Genomic DNA, 22422 nt, shown 5'->3' with positions numbered 1-22422 from the left:
GGGACGCGGCAGGGATCAGGCGATCGGGTTGCGCAGGGTGCCGACCAGCTGGAGGGCGCCCGCCGGATCGGCCAGGTCCACCATCTGCTCGTTGTTGCGCAGCTGGAGGCGGTTGAGGCAGGACAGCGCGAAGTCCGGTGCGAACAGGTCGTACTGCTTGAACTTGTCGGCGAGCTCCGGCTTCGACTCCTGATAGGCGGTGACGCACGCGGCCACCGTCCGCCAGAACTCCGGCTCCTCCATGACGCCCTCGGTGACCAGCGCCGCGTTCAGGAAGCGCAGGAAGCAGTCGAAGACGTCGGTGAAGACGGAGAGCAGCTTCATGTCCTCGGGGACGTCCGCGCGGATGCGCTCCACGGCCGGCGGCAGCACCGCGTCCGGGTCCATCACCGCGATCTCCTCGGCGATGTCCTTGAAGATCGCCCGCGAGACCGTGCCGTCCTGGGCCAGCACCAGGATCACGTTCTCGCCGTGCGGCATGAACACCAGGTCGTACGCGTAGAAGGAGTGCAGCACCGGCACCAGATAGGCGTCCAGATAGCCGCGCAGCCAGGCGGCCGGAGTGCGGCCCGACCCGGCGATCAGGGCGCCCGCGAACGAGGCGCCCTCGTGGTCGGTGTGCAGCAGCGAGGCCATCGTGGCGAGGCGCTCGCCCGGTGCGAGTGAGGGCACCGGGCTCTCGCGCCACAGGGCGGCCAGCATCTTGCGGTAGGGGGAGTAGCGGTCGGTGGCCCGCTCGTACTGCTCGTGGCGGTAGCCGATCGCCGCCCGCTCGCGGATGATCGAGAACCGGGCCGCGCCGAACGTGTCGTCGGCCGCGATGAGCCCCGCGAGCCAGTCGTTGATCGCGGGCGTCGCCTCCATGTAGGCGGCCGAAAGCCCGCGCATGAAGCCCATGTTGAGGACCGAGAGGGCCGTTTTGACGTAGTGCTTGGCCGGGTCGCTGGTGTTGAAGAAGGTACGGATCGACTGCTGGGCGAGGTAGTCGTCGTCGCCCTCGCCGAGCAGCACCAGGCGCTCCTGGGCGATCTCGGCGGCGAAGGTGACCGACAGTTTGTTGTGCCACTGCCAGGGGTGCACCGGCAGGAGGTGGAAGTCGGCCGGGTCGAGGCCCCGTCCGGTGAGCAGGGCCGCGAAGCGGTCCAGGGTCGCGGCGCCGAGCTCCTCGCGCATCAGCGTCTCGTGGTCGAGGCCCGCGCCCGCGGTGAACGTGGCGCGGTCGCGCCGGGCCGCCAGCCACAGCAGCCGCACCGGGTGCGCGGTCTCCGGGGCGTACGCGAGGTACTCGTGGCTGCCGAAGCCGAGCCGGCCGTTGTTGGCGACGAAGCAGGGGTGGCCCTCGGTCATGCCGGTCTCGATGGCCTGGAAACCGGACCGGGCGAGCTCGGCGGAGCCGACGCGCGGCTTGGTCAGCTTGTAGGCCGTGCCGGACAGGGTGGAGGAGATCTCCTCCAGGTACACCGGCAGGATCGCGTCGCTCAGGCCGAGCGAGGAGCGCAGGTCGAGGAAGAAGTCCAGTGCGTCCAGCGGGAGTTCACGGTCCTTGCCGTGCCGCTCGATCGACTCGGGCAGTACCTGCCAGTGGTCGAGCGCGAGCCGTCGGGCGCAGAAGTGGTACTCGACGGGACCCTCGTCGGCGCGGACCAGGTACCGGTCGCCGCCCAGCGGCTCCGGAGTGAGCAGGCGCTCGTGGGCGAACTCGGCGAGCGCCTTGCGGATCAGGAGCCGGTTGGCCTCGGCCCACGGCCCGGGGGCGAGGTGGGTGACCGTGCTGTCGGTGGTCATCGTGCTGCCGCCTCTCGGCTACGGGCCGTACGGAACTGCTCTCGGGTGCAGAAGGACAGGTAGGCGTCCTTCTCCGGCTTGGCGATGCGCTCGGCGATCTCGAAGCCGACCGCCTCGTTCAGGGCGTGCACCGCCGTGTTGCGCACGTCCGGCTCGACCACGACGCGCTCGGTGGCCGGGTCCGCGAACAGCTCCTCCATCACGGCGCTGATGACGGCCCGGGTGAAGCCGTGCACCGGGGTGTCGGTCGGGGCGACCAGGAAGTGCATGCCGACGTCGCCGGGCAACGCCTCGTACAGGCCGGTCAGTTCGACGTGCGCGGGGTCGTAGCGCTCCATCAGGAAGGCGGGTGTGCCGTCGTGCAGCCCGATGAAGGCGTCGTGGTGCGGGTGGGCCGCGATGGCCATGTACTCGCGCTCGACGTCCTGGAGCCGGGCGTCCTGCATCAGCCAGAACGCGGACTTGGGGTGCGTCACCCAGGAGTGCACGAGTTCGGCGTCGCGCAGCGGGTCGAGCGGGCGGAGGGCGAGGGTGCCGACGGGGGAAGCGTTGCTCATATGGCGAACTCCTGGAAGGCGATGGACTTCTCGACCGGGTAGTACGCGCGGCCGAGCAGCTCGCCGATGATGTACGCGTTGCGGTAGGCGCCCATGCCGAGGTCGGGCGAGGTGATCGAGTGGGTGTGCACGCCGGCGTTCTGGAGGAAGACGCCGCGTCCGGTGGTGTCGATGGAGTAATTGCGGGCCACGTCGAAGCGCCCCCGTCCGTCACGGCGCAGCCGCCCCGAGACCGGCGCGAGGAACGCGGGCTCGGCGTACCGGTAGCCGGTGGCGAGCACCAGGCCCTCGGTGCTCAGGGTGTAGTCCTTCTCCTGCTCCTCCTGGCGCAGCCCGAGCGTGTACGTACCCGTCGTGGTGTCGTAACTGGCCGCGTGCAGAGCCGAGTTGGTGAGCAGCCGGGTGGGAACCGGGCCCTTGAGGTTCTTCTGGTAGAGCAGGTCGAAGATGGCGTCGATCAGCTCCGAGTCGATGCCCTTGAAGAGGCCCTTCTGCGCCGATTCGAGCCGGTAGCGGGTGGCCTCGGGCAGCGCGTGGAAGTAGTCGACGTACTCCGGTGAGGTCATCTCCAGGGTGAGCTTGGTGTATTCGAGCGGGAAGAAGCGGGGCGAGCGCGTCACCCAGTTCAGCCGGTAGCCGTGGACGTCGATCTCGGAGAGCAGGTCGTAGTAGATCTCGGCGGCGGACTGCCCCGAGCCCACCAGGGTGATCGACTCCTTGGCCTGGAGCGCCTCCTTGTGCTCCAGGTAGCGGGAGTTGTGCAGCAGGTCGCCGCCGAGGCCCCGGCACGGCTCGGGGATGTGCGGCGGGGTGCCGGTGCCGAGGACGAGGCGGCGCGCGCGGAAGACGTCGCCGGTGGTCGTGCGCACGGCGTACAGCTCGCTGGCGTCGTCGTACGTCACGGTCTCGACGGTCCGGCCGAAGCGGACCGAGCTGAGCTTTCCGGCGGCCCAGCGGCAGTAGTCGTTGTACTCGGTGCGCAGCGGATAGAAGTTCTCGCGGATGTAGAACGAGTACAACCGCCCCGATTCCTTCAGGTAGTTGAGGAAGGAGTACGGCGAGGTCGGGTCGGCGAGGGTGACCAGGTCGGACAGGAACGGCGTCTGGAGGTGGGCGCCCTCCAGGAACATTCCGGAGTGCCACTCGAAGTCGGGCTTGGTCTCCAGGAAGAGGCCGTTCAGCTCCTCGATGGGTTCGGTGAGGCAGGCGAGACCCAGGTTGAAGGGGCCGAGCCCGATCCCGATGAAGTCGTACGCCTCGGACGTGCCGGGGGCTTCAGGACGCGTGGACAAGGTTCTCTCCCAGGTACTGCTCGGCGTGGCCGGCGATCAGATCGAGGACGGCGGCGATGTCCTCGACGCTCGTCTCGGGGTTCAGCAGGGTGAATTTCAGGTACTGGCGCCCGCCGGACCTGGTCCCGGCGACGACGGCCTCGCCGGAGGCGAAGAGCGCCTTGCGGGCGTGCAGATTGACCCGGTCGATCTCGGCGGGCGAGGTGGCGGCGGCCGGGATGTAGCGGAAGACGAGGGTGGACAGCGAGGGCCGCACCACGACGTCGAAACGGGGGTCCCCGGCCAGCAGCCGCCACCCTGCCTCCGCGAGTTCGCACACCTCGTCGAAGAGCGACCCGATCCCGTCGGCGCCCATGGTGCGCAGGGTCATCCACAGCTTCAGGGCGTCGAAGCGCCGGGTGGTCTGGAGCGACTTGTCCACCTGGTTGGGGATGCGCTCCTCGGCCGCACGGCGCGGGTTGAGGTAGTCCGCGTAGTACGTGGCGTGCCGCAGGGTGCTGCCGTCACGGAGCAGGACCGCGCTCGAACTCACCGGCTGGAAGAAGGACTTGTGGTAGTCGACGGTGACGGAGTCGGCGTGCTCGATGCCGTCGAGCAGCGCGCGGCGGGCGGGGGTGGGGGAGGCGAGCAGCCCGCAGCCGTAGGCGGCGTCCACGTGCATCCAGGCGCCGTACCGGGCGCAGAGCGCGGCGATGCCGGGGAGCGGGTCGATGGAGCCGAAGTCGGTGGTGCCGGCGGTGGCGACGACCGCCATGGGCACCTTGCCCTCGGCCACGCAGCGCTCCAGGGCGCGGGCGAGTGCGAGGGTCTGCATGCGCTTGTCGTGGTCGGTGGGCACGGAGACGACGGCGTCGCGGCCCAGGCCGAGCAGCTGGGCGGACTTCTGCACGCTGAAGTGGCTGCACTCGGAGGCGAAGATGCGCAGCTTCGCGAGGTCGGAGGTTTTGGCCTCCTCGCGGGCGAGCAGCAGCGACTGGAGGTTGGACTGGGTGCCGCCGCTGGTGAACACGCCGTCGGCGGCCGGTCCGAGGCCCATGCGCCCCGCGGTCCAGTCGATGAGCCGCCGTTCGATGAGGGTGCCGCCGGCGCTCTGGTCCCAGGTGTCGAGCGAGGAGTTGACGGCCGAGAGCACGGCTTCCCCGAGGACGGCCGGGATGACGACCGGGCAGTTGAGGTGGGCGAGGTAGCGGGGGTGGTGGAAGTAGACGGCGTCGCGGAGGTAGACGTCCTCCAGCTCGTCGAGCACGGCGGAGGCGTCGCCGAGCGGGGCGTCGAGGTCGATGCGGTCGATGAGGGGGGCGAGGTCGTCCACACCGACGCCGCTGAAGGGCCGCCGGGTGGAGGCGAGTTTGCGGGCCACACGCTCGACTCCTTCGGTCACGGAGCGGCGGTAGTGCTCCGCGGTCGTGTCGTTGAGCAGGTGCGAACGCATGGGGGGTCCTCCCGGGGTGGGGGGCCGGCCCCTTGGGGGTGGGGTGGGGGCTGGCTCTTGGTGAGGTTAGCCTAACCTAAGTTTGGTTTTCAATGTGGGGGTTGGGGGGTGTGCGGGGGGCTCAACTCCCGTGCGGGGGTGCGGAATTGGCCCGGGGTGCGCGCGGTGCGGCCCTTTTTGCGCAGTTCCCCGCGCCCCTGGGGGGTGCTGGCGGGCCCGGTTCGCGCAGTTCCTCGCGCCCCTGAACCCGCTGTCGGCCTCGGGCCGTGCGTGGTTGGTTGCGCAGTTCCTCGCGCCCCTGGCAGGGCTGGTGTCGGCCCGCATGTGCATCCGGGGTCGCCTCGCGCAGTTCCTCGCGCCCCTGGGGTGCTGGGGGTGCCCGGGGTTGGCGTAGGTCCCCGCGCCTCTAAGCCCTCGGTCGGGTGCGAACCGTGGTCGCTTCTCGCGCAGTTCCCCGCGCCCCTGGCAGGGCCGGTGCCGGCCCGCATCGGGCATTTCAGCCCGTCCGGCGTTTGAGGACGAGCGCCGTTCAGGCGCGAAGGGGGTCCGGGGGCGCAGCCCCCGAGAGGGGTGCAGGGGGCGAAGTCCCCGCGCGGGGCTGCTGGGGGCGGAGCCTCCGCCGGGGTTGGAGGGGCGGAGCCCCTCAGGGGGTCTGGGGCGGAGCCCCAGGGGCCGGGCCTATCCGACCCCCGTCACGGGCGGGTGGGTGGGCAGGCGCCCCAGGGGTGCTGGGGGCGGAGCCCCCGCTGGGCTTCGAGGGGCGGAGCCCTCAGCGGGTCTGGGCGGAGCCCCAGGGCTCAGCCGGTACAACCCGCTGCACGGGCGGGCGGGTGGGCGAGCGCCTCGGGGTCTGGGGCGGAGCCCCAGGGGCCGGGCCTATCCGACCCCCGTTACGGGCGGGCGGGTGGGCGAGCCCCCGGGGGGTTTGGGGCGGAGCCCCAGGGCCCGGCTGGTGCAACGCCCGGTGTGGGCAAGCGGCCCCGGGGGCGCAGGGGGCAGAGGCCTCGCTGGGCGCCAAGGGGGCGGAGCCCCTCGGGGGTTTGGGGCGCAGCCCCAGAGGGCCGGACCCTTCGGCCCGCTGTACGGGCGGGGGGGCAACCCCCAGGGCGCCCCCGGCGTCAGGCGGCCTTCTTCGCGCCCTCGATGGCCCCGGCAAGCGCATCCACGATGGGCGCCACCCGCGCATAGGAGTAGATCGGCTCCGTCAGACGCGGAAACACCTGCCCCGCCTTGACCGCGGGCAACTGCCCCCAGGTCGGCTTGTTCCCCAGGTCCCCGGGCTGCAACGTGCCGGTGCGGTTGTCCATGAGGATCACGTCCGCCGGGTACTTGCCCACGTTCTCCCAGCTGAGCGACTCGAAGAACCCCTGCGAATCGACCTTCGGGGTGACGAAGTGGACCCCCAGCTCCTGGAAGTAGCGGGTGTCGCAGCTGCGCTTGGCCTCGGACACGTAGAACAGGTCGGGGCTCGCGGAGCCGAGCAACACCCGGATCCCGGGGTTCGCCTTGGCCGCCGCGCGCAGCCGGGCGGAGGCCTTCTCGAAGGCGGCCTTGGCGTCGGTGACCTGCTTGGCGTTCAGGTCGGCGCCCAGGGACTTGGCGAGGTCGGCCCGGCGCTGGAGCGCGGCCGGCATGCTCTGGTCGGCGGCCCACAGCGCGACGCTCGGCGCCAGCTGGAGGATCTTGTCCTTGCTGTTGTCGGGCACGTACCAGAGGACGTCCTTCTGCCACATGTCCGTGATCAGCAGGTCGGGCTGGAGGGCGGCGTACTTCTCGACGCTGAACTCGCCGTAGGTGTTGCCGATGATCTCGACCTTGCCGATGTCGAGACCGCCGGCCTGGACATCGGCCTTGCCGTCCTTGGTCTTCGTCGGACCGAAGACGCCCTTGACCTCGACGCCGTAGTCGTGGAGGGCCGCGGCGGTGCCGGTGAAGGCGACGATGTTCTTCGGCAGCGCCTTGGTCTCGGCGGTCTTGCCGCGGTCGTCCTTGAACGACCAGGGCCCCGACCCGGCGGTCCCGGTGGCACCGTCCGACGACCCGCTCTTCTTGTCACCGCCGCCGCAGGCGGTCAGCGCGGCACCGATGCCGATCGCGCCGCCCATGGCCAGCAGGCCGCGACGGGTGGGCAGGGACGCTCGGGTGTGGGGCATGACGGTGTCCGCTCTCATACGTACGACGTGCCGGGGACCGGCCACTGGCTGGATGCGAGGAAAGGTTAGCCTAACCTCATCATCCGGCCAATGGCCGGTCCCGCCGACCCACGGCTCGACCCACCCCCGCCCGGCTACCGCCCCAGCAAGGACGCCTGCCGGGTCAGCGGCGCATAGGTGAAGCGCACCTTGTGCGAGGGGCTCGGCTCGTACGTCCGCCGGCAGGCCGTGCAGTGCCAGTGCCAGCGGTCGGCGGCGCCCGGTGCGGTGGCCGAGGTGTCCTTCCACAGCGGTGGACGGCTCGCGCAGTTCGGGCAGTTCGGCGGATTCACCCTGACAGGGTGCGGCCCCGGGCCCCCACAGGAGCGCCGACGCGGGCGGCGCCACTCCATCGGGGGACCCGGGGCCCGGGGGTGCGAATGTCAGGAGGGCAGCCCCAGTTCACGCGCGATCAGCATGCGCTGCACCTCGCTCGTGCCCTCGCCGATCTCCAGGATCTTGGAGTCGCGCCACATGCGGGCCACCGGATACTCGTTCATGAAGCCGTAGCCGCCGAAGATCTGCGTGCCCTCGCGGGCGTTGTCGACCGCCACCGTCGAGGAGTACAGCTTCGCGAGCGCGGCCTCCTTCTTGAACGGCTCGCCGTGCACCAGACGGGACGCCGCGTCACGCCAGCCGACCCGCGCCATGTGGGCCCGCAGCTCCATGTCCGCGATCTTGAACTGGATCGCCTGGTTGTCGCCGATCGGCCGGCCGAAGGCGTGCCGCTCCTTCGCGTACTTCACCGACTCGTCCACACATCCCTGCGCCAGCCCCGTCGCGAGCGCCGAGATCGCGATGCGGCCCTCGTCCAGGATGCGCAGGAACTGGGCGTAGCCGCGCCCCTCTTCGCCGAGCAGGTTCCCCACCGGGACGCGGACGTCGGAGAAGGACAGCTCCCGGGTGTCCGACGCGTTCCAGCCGACCTTCGAGTACGGGGCCGCCACCGTGAAGCCCGGCGTGCCGGACGGGACGATGATCGAGGAGATCAGCGGGCGGCCGTCGTCCTTGCGTCCGGTGACCGCGGTGACGGTGACCAGACCCGTGATGTCCGTACCGGAGTTGGTGATGAAGCACTTCGAGCCGTTGATGACCCACTCGTCGCCGTCGCGCACCGCGGTGGTGCGCGTGCCGCCCGCGTCCGAGCCGCAGTCCGGTTCGGTCAGACCGAAGGCGCCGAGCATCTCGCCCGAGCACAGCTTCGGCAGCCACTCGCGCTTCTGCTCCTCGGTGCCGAACCGGAACACGGGCATCGCGCCGAGCGAGACGCCCGCCTCCAGGGTGATGGCCACCGACGAGTCGACGCGGGCCAGCTCCTCCAGGGCGATGCCGAGCGCGAGGTAGTCGCCGCCCATGCCCCCGTACTCCTCGGGGAAGGGCAGGCCGAACAGGCCCATGCGGCCCATTTCGCGGACGATCTCGTACGGGAACTCGTGGCGCTCGTAGAAGTCGCCGATCTTGGGGGCGATGACGTCGTGGGCGAACTCCTCGACGGTACGGCGGAGTTCCTCGTGCTCGGGGGTGAGACGGTGGTCGAGGGGCATGGCTACGACTCCTGGTGGGAGAGGGCACGAACGGTGCGGGAGGGGCTGGGGCGGCCCAGCTGTCCGGCCATCCACACGCTGGTGGCGGTGAGCAGGCCGAGATCGACCCCGGTGTCGACACCGAGGCCCTGGAGCATCCACACGAGGTCTTCGGTGGCGAGGTTTCCGGTCGCGGACTTGGCGTAGGGGCAGCCGCCGAGGCCGCCCGCCGACGCGTCCACCACGCTCACTCCGTGCTGGAGCGCGGCGAGGGTGTTGGCGAGCGCCTGGCCGTAGGTGTCGTGGAAGTGCACCCCGATGGCGCCGGTCGGCACGCCTTGTTCGTTCAGCAGCGCGAGCAGGGCCCGCACCTGGCCGGGGGTGGCGACGCCGATGGTGTCGCCGAGGCTCAGCTCGTCGCAGCCCAGGTCCATCAGGGACCTGGCGACACGCGCCACCTGCGCCGGCGGCACCGCGCCTTCCCACGGGTCGCCGAAGCACATCGACAGATAGCCCCTGACGTGCGCCCCCTCCGCCTTGGCGCGGGTCACCACCGGCTCGAACATCGCGAGCGACTCGTCGACCGTGCGGTTCAGATTGGCCTTGGCGAAGGACTCGGTGGCGCTGGCGAACACCGCGATCCGGTCGGCGCCGAGCGCCAGCGCCCGGTCGAGACCGCGCTCGTTCGGCACGAGGACGGGCAGGGCCACGCCGTCGAGGTCGCCCAGCATCGGGAACAGTGCCTCGGCGTCGGCGAGTTGGGGCACCCACTTGGGGTGCACGAAGCTCGTCGCCTCGACGGTGGTCAGGCCGGCCGCGGCGAGCCGGTGCACGAACTCGGCCTTGACCTCGGTGGGCACGACCGACTTCTCGTTCTGCAGCCCGTCGCGCGCGCCCACCTCGTGGATGCGGACCCGGGCCGGCAGGCCCTGTGCCGGGACGACCATGGGCAGATCGGTCATGAGGTCTCCTCGGTGGCTGCGGCCTCGGCCGGGGTGACGACGGCCAGGACCTGGTCCATCGCCACGGTCGAGCCGGGGGAGACGTCGAGTTCGGTGACCGTGCCCGCGTGCGGGGCGGAGATGACGTGCTCCATCTTCATCGCCTCCACCACCAACAGGCTCTGGCCCGCGTCCACTTCGTCGCCGACCGCCACCTTGACCACGGTCACCGTGCCCGGCATGGGCGCGGCCAGCGTGTCGGCGCCGCCGTGGCTGCGGCCGGAAAGGGCGGCCTCCACCGCGTCGTGGTCGGCGACCTGCCAGCTGTCGCCGTCCCGGCCGAGCCAGCCGGCGGCCCGGTGGAAGGTGTGGGTGACGCCGTCGAGTTCGACGGTGACGCGGTCGGCGGTGACGGTGGCGCCCGTGGGCGCGGTCCGCGTGACGGGTTCGCGTCCCGCGACGCGCAGCGGGAAGGACGGAGCCGTCGGCTCGCCGCCCATGCGCCAGCCGCTCGGCACCGAGAACGGGTCGGTCCACCCGTCGGCCGGGGCCGGCCGCAGCGCGTCGAGCCGCACGGCCGCCGCCGCCGCGTACACCTCGTCGGGCACGCCCTCCGGCACCAGGCCGTCGGCCTCGCGCTCCACGAGCCCGGTGTCCAACTCGCCCGCCACCACGGCCGGATGGGCCAGCAGGCGGCGCAGGAACCCGGCGTTGGTGGGCACCCCGAGCGTCACCGTGTCGGCGAGCGCGGCGCGCAGCTTGCGCAGCGCGGTCGCCCGGTCGGGACCGAAGGCGATGACCTTGGACAGCATCGGGTCGTAGAGGCTGCCGACCTCGGTGCCCTCGCTCAGGCCCGAGTCCGTGCGCACGCCGTCGCCCTGCGGCTCGCGCAGCGCCAGGACGGTACCGCCCGACGGCAGGAAGCCGCGCGACGGGTCCTCGGCGCACAACCGGGCCTCGATGGCGTGGCCGGTGAGGGTGATGTCGCTCTGCGCGTACGGGAGTTGCTCGCCGGAGGCGACCCGCAGCTGCCACTCCACCAGGTCGACGCCGGTGATCAGCTCGGTGACCGGGTGCTCGACCTGGAGGCGGGTGTTCATCTCCATGAAGTAGTACGAGGACGGGTCGCTGCCCGGCACGATGAACTCGACCGTGCCCGCGCCCGAGTAGCCGCAGGAGCGGGCCGCCTGGACGGCCGCCTCGCCCATGGCGGCGCGCGTCTCCTCGTCGAGCAGGACGCTGGGCGCCTCCTCGATGATCTTCTGGTGGCGCCGCTGGAGCGAGCACTCGCGCTCGCCGAGGTGGATCACCTTGCCGTGGTTGTCGGCCAGGACCTGGATCTCGATGTGGCGCGGCCGGTCGATCCAGCGCTCCACCAGGAGCGTGTCGTCGCCGAAGGAGGCGCGGGCCTCGCGGCGGGCCGCCGCGATCTCGTCGCCGAGCAGCGCCTCGTCGCGCACCAGGCGCATGCCCTTGCCGCCACCGCCGGCACTCGGCTTGAGGAGCACCGGCATGCCGATCTCCCGTGCCGCGTCGGCCAGTTGGGCATCGGTGAGGCCACTGCCCGAGGAGCCGGGCACGACCGGGACGCCCGCCTTCTGCACGGTCTCCTTGGCGCGGATCTTGTCGCCCATGAGGGAGATCGCGTCGGCCGGCGGCCCGATGAAGACCAGCCCCGCCTCGGTGCAGGCACGGGCGAACTCCGCGTTCTCGGCGAGGAAGCCGTAGCCCGGGTGGACGGCCTGGGCGCCGGTGCGCAGCGCGGCCTCGATGAGGCGGTCGGGGCGCAGATAGCTCTCGGCGGCGGCGGCCGGGCCGATCCGTACCGCCGTGTCCGCCTCCCGGACATGGCGCGCCTCGGCGTCCGCGTCGCTGAAGACGGCGACCGAGCGGATGCCGAGCTGCCGCAGGGTGCGGATGACGCGGACCGCGATCTCGCCCCGGTTGGCGACGAGCACTGTCGTGAACATGGGAGCCCTCAACGTAGGAGTCGGCGGGACGTGGGAGTCGGCGGGGATGTCGTCAGGTCGGTCGGCACGGCGGCGTCACATCCGGAAGACGCCGAAGGCCGGGTCGGCCAGCGGGGCGTTGGCGCAGGCGGTCAGGGCGAGGCCGAGGACCTGACGGGTGTCGGCCGGGTCGATCACCCCGTCGTCCCAGAGCCGGGCGGTCGCGTAGTAGGCGTTGCCCTGCGTCTCGTACTGTTCGCGGATCGGGGCCTTGAAGGCCTCCTCGTCCTCGGCGCTCCAGTCGTCGCCCAGTTGGTCGCGCTTGACGGTCGCGAGGACCGAGGCGGCCTGTTCGCCGCCCATCACCGAGATCTTGGCGTTGGGCCACATCCACAGGAAGCGGGGGCTGTAGGCCCGGCCGCACATCGAGTAGTTGCCCGCGCCGTAGGAGCCGCCGACGACGACGGTCAGCTTCGGGACCCGTGTGCAGGCCACCGCCGTCACCATCTTGGCGCCGTGCTTGGCGATGCCGCCCGCCTCGTAGTCGCGGCCGACCATGAAGCCCGAGATGTTCTGCAGGAACACCAGCGGGATGCCGCGCTGGTCGCACAGCTCGATGAAGTGGGCGCCCTTCTGGGCGGATTCGGAGAACAGGATGCCGTTGTTGGCGACGATGCCGACCGGGTGCCCGTGGATCCGCGCGAAGCCGGTCACGAGCGTCTGCCCGTACTCCGACTTGAACTCCTGGAAGCGCGAGCCGTCGACGACCCGGGCGATCACCTCGCGGACGTCGTAGGGGGTGCGCGAGTCGACCGGCACCGCGCCGTACAGGCCGAACGGGTCGGCCTTCGGCTCCTCGGCCGGTTCGACCGACCAGGGCAGCGGACCGCGGCCGGGCAGGGTGGCCACGATGTTGCGGACGATCCGCAGCGCGTGCGCGTCGTCCTCGGCCAGGTGGTCGGTGACGCCCGAGACGCGCGAGTGCACCTCGCCGCCGCCGAGCTCCTCGGCCGTGACGACCTCGCCCGTGGCCGCCTTCACCAGCGGCGGGCCGCCGAGGAAGATGGTGCCCTGGTTGCGGACGATCACGGCCTCGTCGCTCATCGCGGGCACGTACGCGCCGCCGGCCGTGCACGAGCCGAGGACGGCCGCGATCTGCGGGATGCCCGCGCCGGACATCCGGGCCTGGTTGTAGAAGATCCGCCCGAAGTGCTCGCGGTCGGGGAAGACCTCGTCCTGCATCGGCAGGAACGCGCCGCCCGAGTCGACCAGGTAGAGGCAGGGGAGCCGGTTCTCCAGCGCCACTTCCTGGGCGCGCAGGTGCTTCTTGACCGTCATCGGGTAGTACGTGCCGCCCTTGACCGTGGCGTCGTTGGCGACGATCACGCACTCGCGGCCGCTCACCCGCCCGATCCCGGCGATCACCCCGGCGGCCGGCGCCTGCCCGCCGTACATCCCCTCGGCGGCCAGCGGGGCCAGCTCCAGGAAGGGCGAGCCCGGGTCCAGGAGGGTGTCCACCCGGTCCCTCGGGAGGAGCTTGCCGCGCGCGACGTGCCGCTGACGGGAGCGCTCGCCGCCGCCGAGCCGGGCCGCCGCGAGCCTGGCCCGCAGCTCCTCGCCCAGCGCGCGGTGCGCCGCCTCATTGGCCCGCCAGGCCTCGGAGGCGGGATCGCCCGTGCTCCCCAGGACCGGTGCCTGCTGCATCGTGTCGAGCCCCCTTGCCCGTACTGCCGCCGCTGTTCGCCCGTACTCACCGCCGTGTGCGGAGCCGGCGGGCGTTAATGACCGTTAACTCGTTTCGATCAGGTTAACGAGCGCTAACCGCATTGTCTAGAATGACTTCCCATGAGCACCCGTACCGACGCCCCCACCCGCCGCGAGCAGATCCTGCGCGAGGCCGCCCGGCTCTTCGCCGAGCGCGGCTTCCACGGCGTCGGCGTCGACGAGATAGGGGCCGCCGTCGGCATCAGCGGCCCCGGCCTGTACCGCCACTTCGCGGGCAAGGACGCGATGCTGGCCGAGCTTCTGGTCGGCATCAGCGGGCGGCTCTACGACGGCGGGCGCAAGCGGGCGGCCGAGGCGGCGGGCGACCCCGAGCGGCTGCTCGGCGCGCTCATCGACGGGCACATCGACTTCGCCCTCGACGACCGGGCGCTGATCACCCTGCACGACCGCGAGCTCGACCGGCTGCGCGACAGCGACCGCAAGCTGGTGCGCCAGCTCCAGCGCCAGTACGTCGAACTGTGGGTCGGCGTGGTGAGCGAGCTGTACCCGCCGGTGCCGGAGGCGGAGGTGCGCGGGGCGGTGCACGCCGTGTTCGGGCTGCTCAACTCGACGCCGCACCTCGGCTCGTACGGCAGCGGGCTGCCCGGGCGCGCCGCCACCGAGACGCTGCTGCGCCGCCTCGCGCACGGTGCCTTCGCGTCGCTCGACGAGCGATGAGGCGGCCGGGGCGCTCCGGCCGGGCCGTCCGCGGCGCGGAACGCGGCGGCCGTCTTCGTCGGGGGCGGGGCAGAATGGGGGCCATGCCGATACCCAGCCGTGCCGCCCTCGTCGACCACCTAGTCCGCACCCGTATCGCCGGCGACGTCGCCACGCCCCGCGACAACAACCTCTCCCACTACCGCCGGCTCGCCAACGGCGACCGCCACTACTGGCTGGGTCTGGAACTGGGCGACCGCTGGACGGACGAGCAGGACGTGCTCGCCGTGATGGCCGAGCGCTGCGGCGTCGTGGACGACCCGGAGCACCGCACCGGCCAGGACACCATCGACCCCGAGCTGACGGTGGACGGCCTGGAGCGGATGTCGGCGCGGCTGCGGAAGGCGGCGGCGGGGCGGGAGCGGGTGCTCTTCGCGACCGGTCACCCCGGCGCGCTCCTCGACGTGCACAGCCGGACCGCGGCGGCGCTGCGGGCGGCGGGGTGCGACATCGTGCGGATCCCGGGCGGGCTCACGGCCGACGAGGGGTACGTCGTGCAGTTCGCGGACGTGGCCGTCTTCGAGCGCGGGGCGTCGCTGTGGCACACCCATTCGCCGGAGCCCATGCGGACGATTCTGGGGGCGCTGGACTCGGGGCCGGATCTTGTGGTGGCCGATCACGGGTGGGCGGGGTGTGCGGGGCAGCTCGGGGTGGATTCCATGGGGTACGCGGACTGCAATGACCCCGCGTTGTTCATCGGGGAGGCCGAGGGGGTCGTCCAGGTGACGGTTCCCCTGGACGACCATGTGGTCGACCCCCGCTTCTACGAGCCGATGACGGCCTACCTGCTGAACGCGGCGGGCCTGCTCCCGTGACCCCCTGGGGCTCCGCCCCAGACCCCGAGGGCGCTTGCCCACCCGCCCGCCCGTGCAGGGGGTTGGAGGGTGCCTGGCCCTGGGGCTGCGCCCCAGACCCCCAGGGGGTCGCCCACCCGCCCGCCCGTGCAGCGGGTCGGATAGGCCCGGCCCCTGGGGCTGCGCCCCAGACCCCCTGAGGGGCTCCGCCCCTCGAACCCCGGCGGGGGCTCCGCCCCCTGCACCCCCATCGCGCCTGAACGGCGCTCGTCCTCAAACGCCGGACGGGCTGAGGATGCACATGCTGGCCGGCACCGAGCAGTTAAGGGGCGCGAGGAACTGCGCGAGAAGCAACCACGGCCCGCAGATGACCGAGGGCTGAGGGGCGCGGGGAACTGCGCACACCCCGGGCACCCCCAGTCCTGCCAGGGGCGCGGGGAACTGCGCGAGCGACCGGCCCGCCACCGGGTACATCGCCGGCCCGCCGAGGACTGCGGCCACATCATCCCGCTGCACCGCCCGCACGCCCTGCTCGCGCTGCTGCGGCCGTTCCTGGCCGGTGGGGCGGACGGGCCCGGCGCGGGACCCCTCGGCGCGGGACCACCCGGCGCGGGATCCCTCAGCGCGGGATCCGGACCACGCCCTCCTGGATCACCGTGATCGCCAGACGTCCGTCCTGCGTGTAGATGCGGGCCTGCCCGAGCCCCCGCCCCCCGGACGCCGACGGCGACTCCTGGTCGTACAGGAGCCACTCGTCCGCCCGGAACGGCCGGTGGAACCACATCGCGTGGTCCAGCGAGGCACCCACCACGTCCCCGACCGCCCAGCCGCCGCGCCCGTGTGCGAGCAGCACCGAGTCAAGCAGCGTCATGTCGGAGACGTAGGTGGCCAGGCACACGTGCAGGAGCGGATCGTCCGCCAGCTTGCCGTTCGTGCGGAACCAGACCTGTGAGCGGGGCTCGCGCGGCGTGCCCACGCTGCCCCACGGCGGCGCGTCCACGTACCGCAGGTCGACGGCCGCGCGGGCCTCGATCAGGCGGTCCACCACCCCCGCGTCCCGGAAGGCGGACGCGTACCGCGGCAGCATCTCGGCGGCCGTCGGCAGCGACTCGGGGTCCGGGGCCTGGGGCATGCCGGCCTGGTGCTCCATGCCCTCCTCGTACCGCTGGAACGACGCGGAGAGGTGGAAGATCGGCTGGCCGTGCTGGACGGCGACGACCCGGCGGGTCGTGAAGGAAGCGCCGTCGCGGATGCGGTCGACGCTGTAGACGATCGGCGCGCCCGGGTCGCCCGCCCGCAGGAAGTAGGCGTGCAGCGAGTGCGCCGTCCGCTCGGCCGGGACCGTGCGGCCCGCGGCGACCAGCGCCTGCGCGGCCACCTGCCCGCCGAAGACGCGCGGCACGACCGCAGAGCGGGACCGGCCGCGGAAGATGTCCTCCTCGATCCGCTCCAGGTCGAGCAGATCGAGGAGGTTCTCAAGTGCCTGATGCATGAAGGTAGTTGTACCCGACCGCTGTCAGGGGCCGCTGTTACAGGCCCATGTCCTTGGCGATGATCGACTTCATGATCTCGCTGGTGCCGCCGTAGATCCGGTTCACGCGGTTGTCCGCGTACAGACGGGCGATCGGGTACTCGTTCATGAAGCCGTAGCCGCCGTGCAGCTGGAGGCAGCGGTCGATGACGCGGTGCGCGACCTCGGTGCAGAACAGCTTCGCGGACGCGGCCTCGGCCGGCGTCAGCTCGCCCGCGTCGAGGGCTTCGAGGGCGCGGTCGGCGACCGCCTCGGCGGCGTCCACCTCGGCCTGGCAGGCGGCCAGTTCGAACTTGGTGTTCTGGAACGAGGCGACCGTCTTGCCGAAGACCGTACGGTCCTGGACGTACTCCTTGGCGAACCGGATGGCCGCCTTGGCCTGCGCGTACGCACCGAACGCGATGCCCCAGCGCTCGGAGGCGAGGTTGTGGCCGAGGTAGGAGAAGCCCTTGTTCTCCTCGCCCAGCAGGTCCTCGACCGGGACCTTCACGTCGACGAACGCCAGCTCGGCGGTGTCGGACGTCTTCAGGCCGAGCTTGTCGAGCTTGCGGCCGACCGAGTAGCCCTCGGACTTGGTGTCCACCGCGAACAGCGAGATGCCGTGGCGGCGGTCCTCGGCGGAGGGGGCGTCGGTGCGGGCGCACACGATCACGCGGTCGGCGTGCACACCGCCGGTGATGAAGGTCTTCGCGCCGTTGAGGACGTAGTGCGAGCCGTCCTCGGAGAGCTTGGCGGTGGTCTTCATGCCCGCGAGGTCGGAGCCGGTGCCCGGCTCGGTCATCGCGAGGGCCCACATCTCCTCGCCGGAGACGAACTTCGGCAGGAAGCGCTTCTTCTGCTCGTCGGTGGCGAGCATCTTGATGTACGGCAGGCCGAGCAGCACGTGCACCCCGGAGCCGCCGAACTGGACGCCCGCGCGGGCCGTCTCCTCGTACATCACGGCCTCGAACTTGTACGAGTCGATGCCGGCGCCGCCGAACTCCTCGTCCACCCGGATGCCGAAGATGCCGAGGTCGGCCAGCTTGGAGTAGAACTCGCGCGGCACGATGCCCGCCGCGAACCACTCGTCGTAGACGGGGACGACCTCGGACTCGATGAAGGCGCGCAGGGTGTCCCGGAACGCCTCGTGGTCCTCGTTGAAAACGGTACGGCGCACGGACGCCCTCCTCGGGTGGCAGTTTGGCTAAGCGCTTGCTCAGGCTGACCTACGAAGTTACCCGGCAGTCACCGGCACTGTCCAGAGTGAGACTCGGCACTTCTGAGCGCCAGCCAGAGCTCGGTGCGCACGTCCATGTCGTCGAGATCGGTGCCGAGCAGCACCGCGCAGCGGCCGATCCGCTGGCGGACGGTGTTGCGGTGCACCCCGAGCGCCACCGCGCTGCGGTCCCAGCTCCCGTGCAGCGAGAGCCAGGTGCGCAAGGTGGTGCGCAGCGGACCGGTGAGCGGGGCGAGGAGTTCGCGGGCGTACGCGGCGGCCTCCGCGGGGTCGAGGAGCCCGGTGAACCCGGCGGGGCGGTGCCGGGCCAGCGGGACGCGGGTCGCCTCGGCGCGCTCCAGGGCGCGGGCCGCCTGGGTGTCGGCGACCGCCAGGCCGTCCAGGGTGGCCGGCGCGCTGGCGCCCAGGGTCCAGCCGGGGTGGGCCGTGACCTCGCGGTCGGCCGGTACGAGGGCCCGTACGCGGGAGTCCTCCGCGTCGACCAGCGGTGTGCCCAGGTCAGGGGGTGCGCCCTGGCCCCGGGCGTGCACCACGGTCCAGGGGCCCTCGCCGAGGAGGGCCGCCTGCTCGGCGGGGCCGCCGCCGAGCAGCATCCGCACCAGCGCGGCCGAACGGGCGGCCGCGCCCGCGCCGGGCCGCTCCGCGGTGAGCAGGGCGAGCAGGACGGCCGCGACACCGGTGATGGTGTGGTCGCCGGGGGTGCGGTGGGGGGTTGCCACGGCGAGGGTGAGGGGGCCGGTGAGGGCGTAGGCGGTGAGGTGGGTGCCGGTGGTGCTGTCGCTCGCGCTGAGAGGGTTCGCCCCGCCCCGCCCCTTCCCGGAACCCTCCGGGGGCTGTGCGGCCGGCCGCACTCCCGGGGCTCCGCCCCCGAACCCCCGCTCCTCAAACGCCGGAGAGGCTGAAGAGCCCCCCGAGACCAGGCCCGCACTGCCCGCCGAACCCCGGGACGCATCCGGCCCCGCCGAGCGGCCCGGGGTGCCCGCGACCGCATCCAGCCCCTCCGGCGCTTGAGAGGCGGGGTCCGGGGCGGAGCCCCGTGGGGGGCCGGGCTCCCTCGGGTCCGTCGCCGGGTCCGCCGGAGGCGACACCACCCGCACCAGGTCCCGCACCCCCGCGAGGGACCCGGGCTCCGGCCCCGCCGACTCCAGGACCACCCCCTCCGGGGTCAGCAGCGCCGCCCAGCCCCCCAGCCGCCCCGCGAGCACCCGCAGCACCGCCCCCACCGGACCCGGCCGCGAGGCCGCCGCGGCAAGGGCGCGCTGGGTCTCGTTCACCCGGCGCAGCTCGTCCTCGCGGGCCCGGGCCATCAGGAGCCACACCGCCCGCGCCACCCCGGAGAACGTCGTCTGCGGCGGCACCTCGATAAGCGGAAGCCCGTGCCGCGCACACGCCTCCACCAGGGCCTGCGGCACCTCCTCGTACACCGGGGCCACCCCGAAGCCCAGCGCGGCGGCCCCCGCCTCCACCGCCCGGGCCACGTACCGCTCCGGGTCGGCCAGCTGCACCCCGGCCGTCATCAGCAGCTCGCCGCCGAGCAGATAGGGGTACGGGTCGGCCATCTCCGAGGTGTGCACCCAGCGGATGGACACCTCCGCCGGGCCCGCGAGCTGCCGCAGGCCGAGGTCCGCGCGGGCCAGCAGCGCGCCGAGCGCGATGGGGGGAGTGGGCGGGGAGGCGGGCGGGGCAAGGGGGTCCGGCATGTGGATGATCCATCCGTCAGCGGCGTCGGGAGTGGAGGAAACGTACACTTCAGTGTGGCCGCCCGGCCGCCTAGGGTCGTGCCGACCGGCGCACGCGGGAGAGCGGACAGGCTCCGCGCGCAGCCGGGCCCCGGCCGGGCCCGGCGGGGGCCCATCGGCCCGGGTCGCCACAACACGCCGAGAACGAAGGGCACTTCACATGAGCAGCAACGAGACGCCGCGCGGTCCGATCGACTCGTCCCGCATCCCGCGGTACGCGGGGCCCGCGACCTTCGCCCGGCTGCCCCGTCTCGACGAGGTCGGCACCGCCGATGTCGCCGTGGTCGGCGTGCCCTTCGACTCCGGCGTCTCCTACCGGCCCGGCGCCCGCTTCGGCGGCAACGCCATCCGCGAGGCCTCGCGCCTGCTGCGCCCGTACAACCCGGCGCAGGACGCCTCGCCGTTCGCGCTGGCCCAGGTCGCCGACGCCGGTGACATCGCGGCCAACCCGTTCAACATCAACGAGGCCGTCGAGACGATCGAGGCCGCCGCCGACGACCTGCTCGGCACCGGCGCCCGGATGATGACGCTCGGCGGCGACCACACCATCGCGCTGCCGCTGCTGCGCTCCGTCGCCAAGAAGCACGGCCCGGTCGCGCTGCTCCACTTCGACGCGCACCTCGACACCTGGGACACCTACTTCGGCGCCGAGTACACCCACGGCACCCCGTTCCGCCGGGCCGTCGAGGAGGGCATCCTCGACACCGAGGCGCTGTCCCACGTCGGCACCCGCGGCCCGCTGTACGGCAAGCAGGACCTGACGGACGACGAGAAGATGGGCTTCGGCATCGTCACCTCCGCCGACGTCTACCGGCGCGGCGCCGACGAGGTCGCCGATCAGCTCCGCCAGCGCATCGGCGACCGCCCCCTCTACATCTCGATCGACATCGACTGCCTGGACCCGGCCCACGCGCCCGGCACCGGCACCCCCGAGGCCGGCGGCATGACCTCGCGCGAGCTCCTGGAGATCCTGCGCGGCCTCGCCTCCTGCAACCTGGTCTCCGCCGATGTCGTCGAGGTCGCCCCGGCCTACGATCATGCGGAGATCACCAGCGTGGCCGCCTCGCACACCGCGTACGAGCTGACCACCATCATGTCCCGCCAGATCGCGGCGAGCCGCGCCTGAGGCGCGGAACGGACCGGGCCACGACCGACGGCGCGGGCCCGGTGGCCGGGGAACGGGCGCCGGGCCCGCGACCGCGCTCCACCGAGAGGACGCCATGACCCACGACCACGACCTCGTGCTGCGCCCCACGCCGCGTCAGGTGGAGGCGGCCCTCAACCCCCCGCCCGGGCGGAACGGCGGCGACCTGGTGGTGGAGACCCTCGCCGGACTGGGTGCGACCACCGTGTTCGGGCTGCCGGGCCAGCACGCCCTCGCCCTGTTCGACGCGGTGCGCCGCTCGGACCTGCGCTACATCGGGCTCCGGGTGGAGAACAACGCGGGCTTCGCCGCCGACGCGTACGGCCGGATCACCGGCGAGGCGGCCCCGCTGCTGCTCTCCACCGGCCCCGGCGCGCTGACCTCGCTGGCCGCCCTCCAGGAGGCGGCGGCGGCCTCGTCCCCGGTCGTCGCGATCTCAAGTCAGGTGCCGATCAAGGGACTTGGCCGCGGGCGCCACGGTCATCTGCACGAACTGCGCGACCAGCAGGCCTCGTTCCGGGACGTCGTCAAGTCCGTCCACATCGTGCGCAGCCAGTCGCAGATCCCCTCCGCTCTCGCGGCGGCCTGGGAGTCGGCGCTGACCGCGCCGCACGGCCCCGTATGGGTGGAGATCCCCGAGGACGTGCTGCGCGCCGCGACGGCGCTGCCGGTCGTCACCGCGATGGACGCCTTCCCCGACGACCTGGTGCCGCGGCCCGAACTGACCGCGGTGGCGGCCGAGTTGCTCGCGGGCGCGGCCCGTCCCGCGATCATCGCGGGCGGCGGTGTCGTACGCTCCGACGCCGCGGGCAAGCTCCGCGCGCTGGCCGAGCGCCTTGACGCGCCGGTCGTGACCACCTTCGGCGGCAAGGGCGCCTTTCCCTGGAACCATCCGCTCTCGCTCCAGTCCTGGCTGGAGGACCGGCACACCACCGACTTCCTGGAGGACGCCGACGTCCTGCTCGTGGTCGGCTCCGGGCTCGGCGAACTGTCCTCGAACTACCACACCTTCCAGCCGCGCGGCCGGATCGTCCAGATCGAGGCCGACCTCGGCAAACTGGAGTCCAACCACCCGGCGCTCGGCATCCACGCGGACGCCCGCACCGCCCTCCAGGCCCTGCTCGAAACGCTCCCGGAGCGTGCCGGCGCGGCCCGCACGGGCCCGCCGGCGGCCGAGCGGGTACGGACCGTGCTCGACTTGGTGCGCGCCCGTCTCGACGCACAGGACCTCGGCGAGGAGCGGCGGATCCTGGCCGCGGTGCGCGCGGCGCTGCCGGCCGACGCGCCCAGCTTCTGGGACATGACGATCCTCGCCTACTGGGCGTGGTCGGCCTGGCCCGGCGCGATGCACTCGGCGCAGGGCGCCGGCGGCCTCGGCTACGCGTTCCCCGGGGCACTGGGCGCGGCCGTCGCCGACCCCGGCACCCCCGTCCTCGCGGTGTCCGGCGACGGCGGGGCCATGTACTCGCTCGCCGAGCTCGCCACGGCCCGCCAGCACGATCTGCCGGTCACCTGGCTGATCGTCGACGACGGCGGCTACGGCATCCTGCGCGAGTACCTGGCGGACGCCCCGGCCGAGCCGTCCCGGCCCGCCCCCGCCGGATCCCCCCGGCCCGACGCGGGCACCGCGTCCGGCGCCGGCGCCGTCACCGAGCTGGCCCGCCCCGACTTCGTGGCCCTCGCCGAGTCCTTCGGCGTCCCCGCCGTACGCACCACCGCCGACACCCTGACCGCCGACCTCGCCAAGGCGCTGGCGACCCCCGGGCCCAGCGTGGTCGTGCTGCCCGCCGTCCTGAAGATGTTCGCCCCGACGCACCTGTGAGCCCCGCCGGGCCCGGAAAATCGG

Annotated in this window: 17 protein-coding genes; 4 read left to right on the top strand and 13 right to left on the bottom strand. The window is 72.6% G+C overall.

Translation table 11 applies throughout. The features are described from left to right. Positions 1-15 precede the first annotated feature (15 nt). The 10 genes from ACGF3I_RS31900 to ACGF3I_RS31855 all read right to left on the bottom strand — a co-directional run bounded on the left by ACGF3I_RS31900 (position 16) and on the right by ACGF3I_RS31855 (position 13375). A complete protein-coding gene (locus tag ACGF3I_RS31900; protein WP_393138191.1) occupies positions 16-1785 on the bottom strand; it encodes an IucA/IucC family protein in 1770 nt (589 codons plus the stop codon). Continuing rightward, the gene (locus ACGF3I_RS31895) at positions 1782-2342 is read right to left on the bottom strand and encodes a GNAT family N-acetyltransferase (protein WP_393138189.1); all 561 of its coding nucleotides are present in this window, start codon (positions 2340-2342) and stop codon (positions 1782-1784) included. Before ACGF3I_RS31895 ends, ACGF3I_RS31900 begins: the two co-directional genes overlap by 4 nt. Next, positions 2339-3634: a lysine N(6)-hydroxylase/L-ornithine N(5)-oxygenase family protein gene (locus tag ACGF3I_RS31890; protein ID WP_393138187.1), complete on the bottom strand. Its 1296-nt coding sequence runs from the start codon at positions 3632-3634 to the stop codon at positions 2339-2341. The genes ACGF3I_RS31895 and ACGF3I_RS31890 overlap by 4 nt, the downstream gene beginning before the upstream one ends. After that, positions 3618-5066, bottom strand: a complete 1449-nt coding sequence (locus ACGF3I_RS31885; RefSeq protein WP_393138185.1) for a pyridoxal phosphate-dependent decarboxylase family protein — start codon at positions 5064-5066, stop codon at positions 3618-3620. Before ACGF3I_RS31885 ends, ACGF3I_RS31890 begins: the two co-directional genes overlap by 17 nt. Positions 5067-6184: 1118 nt before the next feature. Further along, positions 6185-7219 (bottom strand): ABC transporter substrate-binding protein, encoded by a 1035-nt coding sequence (locus ACGF3I_RS31880; protein ID WP_393138183.1) that lies wholly within the window; start codon positions 7217-7219, stop codon positions 6185-6187. Positions 7220-7353: 134 nt separating this feature from the next. Beyond that, complete coding sequence (locus ACGF3I_RS31875) at positions 7354-7551, bottom strand: hypothetical protein (protein ID WP_393138181.1); 198 nt, start codon at positions 7549-7551, stop codon at positions 7354-7356. Between the two features lie 90 nt (positions 7552-7641). Beyond that, positions 7642-8802, bottom strand: a complete 1161-nt coding sequence (locus ACGF3I_RS31870; protein WP_393138179.1) for an acyl-CoA dehydrogenase family protein — start codon at positions 8800-8802, stop codon at positions 7642-7644. A 2-nt stretch (positions 8803-8804) separates the two neighbouring features. After that, the gene (locus ACGF3I_RS31865) at positions 8805-9743 is read right to left on the bottom strand and encodes a hydroxymethylglutaryl-CoA lyase (protein ID WP_393138177.1); all 939 of its coding nucleotides are present in this window, start codon (positions 9741-9743) and stop codon (positions 8805-8807) included. Continuing rightward, positions 9740-11692, bottom strand: a complete 1953-nt coding sequence (locus ACGF3I_RS31860; RefSeq protein ID WP_393138175.1) for a biotin carboxylase N-terminal domain-containing protein — start codon at positions 11690-11692, stop codon at positions 9740-9742. The genes ACGF3I_RS31865 and ACGF3I_RS31860 overlap by 4 nt, the downstream gene beginning before the upstream one ends. 75 nt (positions 11693-11767) lie before the next feature. Next, entirely contained in the window at positions 11768-13375 is a 1608-nt protein-coding gene (locus ACGF3I_RS31855) for a carboxyl transferase domain-containing protein (protein WP_393138173.1), read from the bottom strand. A gap of 141 nt (positions 13376-13516) precedes the next feature. Here ACGF3I_RS31855 and ACGF3I_RS31850 point away from each other — a divergent pair, with 141 nt between their 5' ends. After that, entirely contained in the window at positions 13517-14113 is a 597-nt protein-coding gene (locus tag ACGF3I_RS31850; RefSeq protein WP_393138171.1) for a TetR/AcrR family transcriptional regulator, read from the top strand. An 83-nt stretch (positions 14114-14196) separates the two neighbouring features. Next, the gene (locus ACGF3I_RS31845) at positions 14197-14967 is read left to right on the top strand and encodes a phosphatase (RefSeq protein ID WP_393138169.1); all 771 of its coding nucleotides are present in this window, start codon (positions 14197-14199) and stop codon (positions 14965-14967) included. 598 nt (positions 14968-15565) lie between these two features. On the opposite strand, the gene tesB is transcribed toward ACGF3I_RS31845, so the two are convergent. The 3 genes from tesB to ACGF3I_RS31830 all read right to left on the bottom strand — a co-directional run bounded on the left by tesB (position 15566) and on the right by ACGF3I_RS31830 (position 19393). Continuing rightward, a complete protein-coding gene (tesB, locus tag ACGF3I_RS31840) occupies positions 15566-16438 on the bottom strand; it encodes an acyl-CoA thioesterase II (protein ID WP_393138167.1) in 873 nt (290 codons plus the stop codon). Between the two features lie 37 nt (positions 16439-16475). Beyond that, positions 16476-17633, bottom strand: coding sequence for an acyl-CoA dehydrogenase family protein (locus ACGF3I_RS31835; protein ID WP_393138165.1), 1158 nt, complete (start codon positions 17631-17633; stop codon positions 16476-16478). A 68-nt stretch (positions 17634-17701) separates the two neighbouring features. Then, complete coding sequence (locus ACGF3I_RS31830; RefSeq protein WP_393138163.1) at positions 17702-19393, bottom strand: PucR family transcriptional regulator ligand-binding domain-containing protein; 1692 nt, start codon at positions 19391-19393, stop codon at positions 17702-17704. Positions 19394-19592: 199 nt separating this feature from the next. Between ACGF3I_RS31830 and speB the strand changes: the two genes are divergently transcribed. Next, positions 19593-20558, top strand: a complete 966-nt coding sequence (gene speB / locus ACGF3I_RS31825) for an agmatinase (RefSeq protein ID WP_120723270.1) — start codon at positions 19593-19595, stop codon at positions 20556-20558. A 94-nt stretch (positions 20559-20652) separates the two neighbouring features. After that, positions 20653-22398 carry a thiamine pyrophosphate-binding protein gene (locus ACGF3I_RS31820; RefSeq protein WP_393138161.1) on the top strand — a complete coding sequence of 582 codons (1746 nt, stop codon included), beginning with the start codon at positions 20653-20655 and terminating at the stop codon, positions 22396-22398. Positions 22399-22422 lie beyond the last annotated feature (24 nt).

This window comes from Streptomyces sp. NPDC048111 (assembly GCF_043202815.1).
Classification (GTDB): Bacteria; Actinomycetota; Actinomycetes; order Streptomycetales; family Streptomycetaceae; genus Streptomyces.
The sequence above is the reverse complement of the archived record's forward strand: the minus strand, read 5'-3'. Positions and strand labels throughout refer to the sequence as shown.

What these genes read in the sequence shown, in the direction of transcription:
- ACGF3I_RS31820 (WP_393138161.1), top strand. Translation starts at nt 20,653, where the DNA reads ATGACCCACGACCACGACCTCGTGCTGCGCCCCACGCCGCGTCAGGTG.
- ACGF3I_RS31855 (WP_393138173.1), bottom strand. Translation starts at nt 13,375, where the DNA reads ATGCAGCAGGCACCGGTCCTGGGGAGCACGGGCGATCCCGCCTCCGAG.
- ACGF3I_RS31900 (WP_393138191.1), bottom strand. Translation starts at nt 1,785, where the DNA reads ATGACCACCGACAGCACGGTCACCCACCTCGCCCCCGGGCCGTGGGCC.
- ACGF3I_RS31850 (WP_393138171.1), top strand. Translation starts at nt 13,517, where the DNA reads ATGAGCACCCGTACCGACGCCCCCACCCGCCGCGAGCAGATCCTGCGC.
- speB (WP_120723270.1), top strand. Translation starts at nt 19,593, where the DNA reads ATGAGCAGCAACGAGACGCCGCGCGGTCCGATCGACTCGTCCCGCATC.
- ACGF3I_RS31870 (WP_393138179.1), bottom strand. Translation starts at nt 8,802, where the DNA reads ATGCCCCTCGACCACCGTCTCACCCCCGAGCACGAGGAACTCCGCCGT.
- ACGF3I_RS31845 (WP_393138169.1), top strand. Translation starts at nt 14,197, where the DNA reads ATGCCGATACCCAGCCGTGCCGCCCTCGTCGACCACCTAGTCCGCACC.
- ACGF3I_RS31865 (WP_393138177.1), bottom strand. Translation starts at nt 9,743, where the DNA reads ATGACCGATCTGCCCATGGTCGTCCCGGCACAGGGCCTGCCGGCCCGG.
- tesB (WP_393138167.1), bottom strand. Translation starts at nt 16,438, where the DNA reads ATGCATCAGGCACTTGAGAACCTCCTCGATCTGCTCGACCTGGAGCGG.
- ACGF3I_RS31830 (WP_393138163.1), bottom strand. Translation starts at nt 19,393, where the DNA reads ATGCCGGACCCCCTTGCCCCGCCCGCCTCCCCGCCCACTCCCCCCATC.
- ACGF3I_RS31895 (WP_393138189.1), bottom strand. Translation starts at nt 2,342, where the DNA reads ATGAGCAACGCTTCCCCCGTCGGCACCCTCGCCCTCCGCCCGCTCGAC.
- ACGF3I_RS31885 (WP_393138185.1), bottom strand. Translation starts at nt 5,066, where the DNA reads ATGCGTTCGCACCTGCTCAACGACACGACCGCGGAGCACTACCGCCGC.
- ACGF3I_RS31860 (WP_393138175.1), bottom strand. Translation starts at nt 11,692, where the DNA reads ATGTTCACGACAGTGCTCGTCGCCAACCGGGGCGAGATCGCGGTCCGC.
- ACGF3I_RS31880 (WP_393138183.1), bottom strand. Translation starts at nt 7,219, where the DNA reads ATGCCCCACACCCGAGCGTCCCTGCCCACCCGTCGCGGCCTGCTGGCC.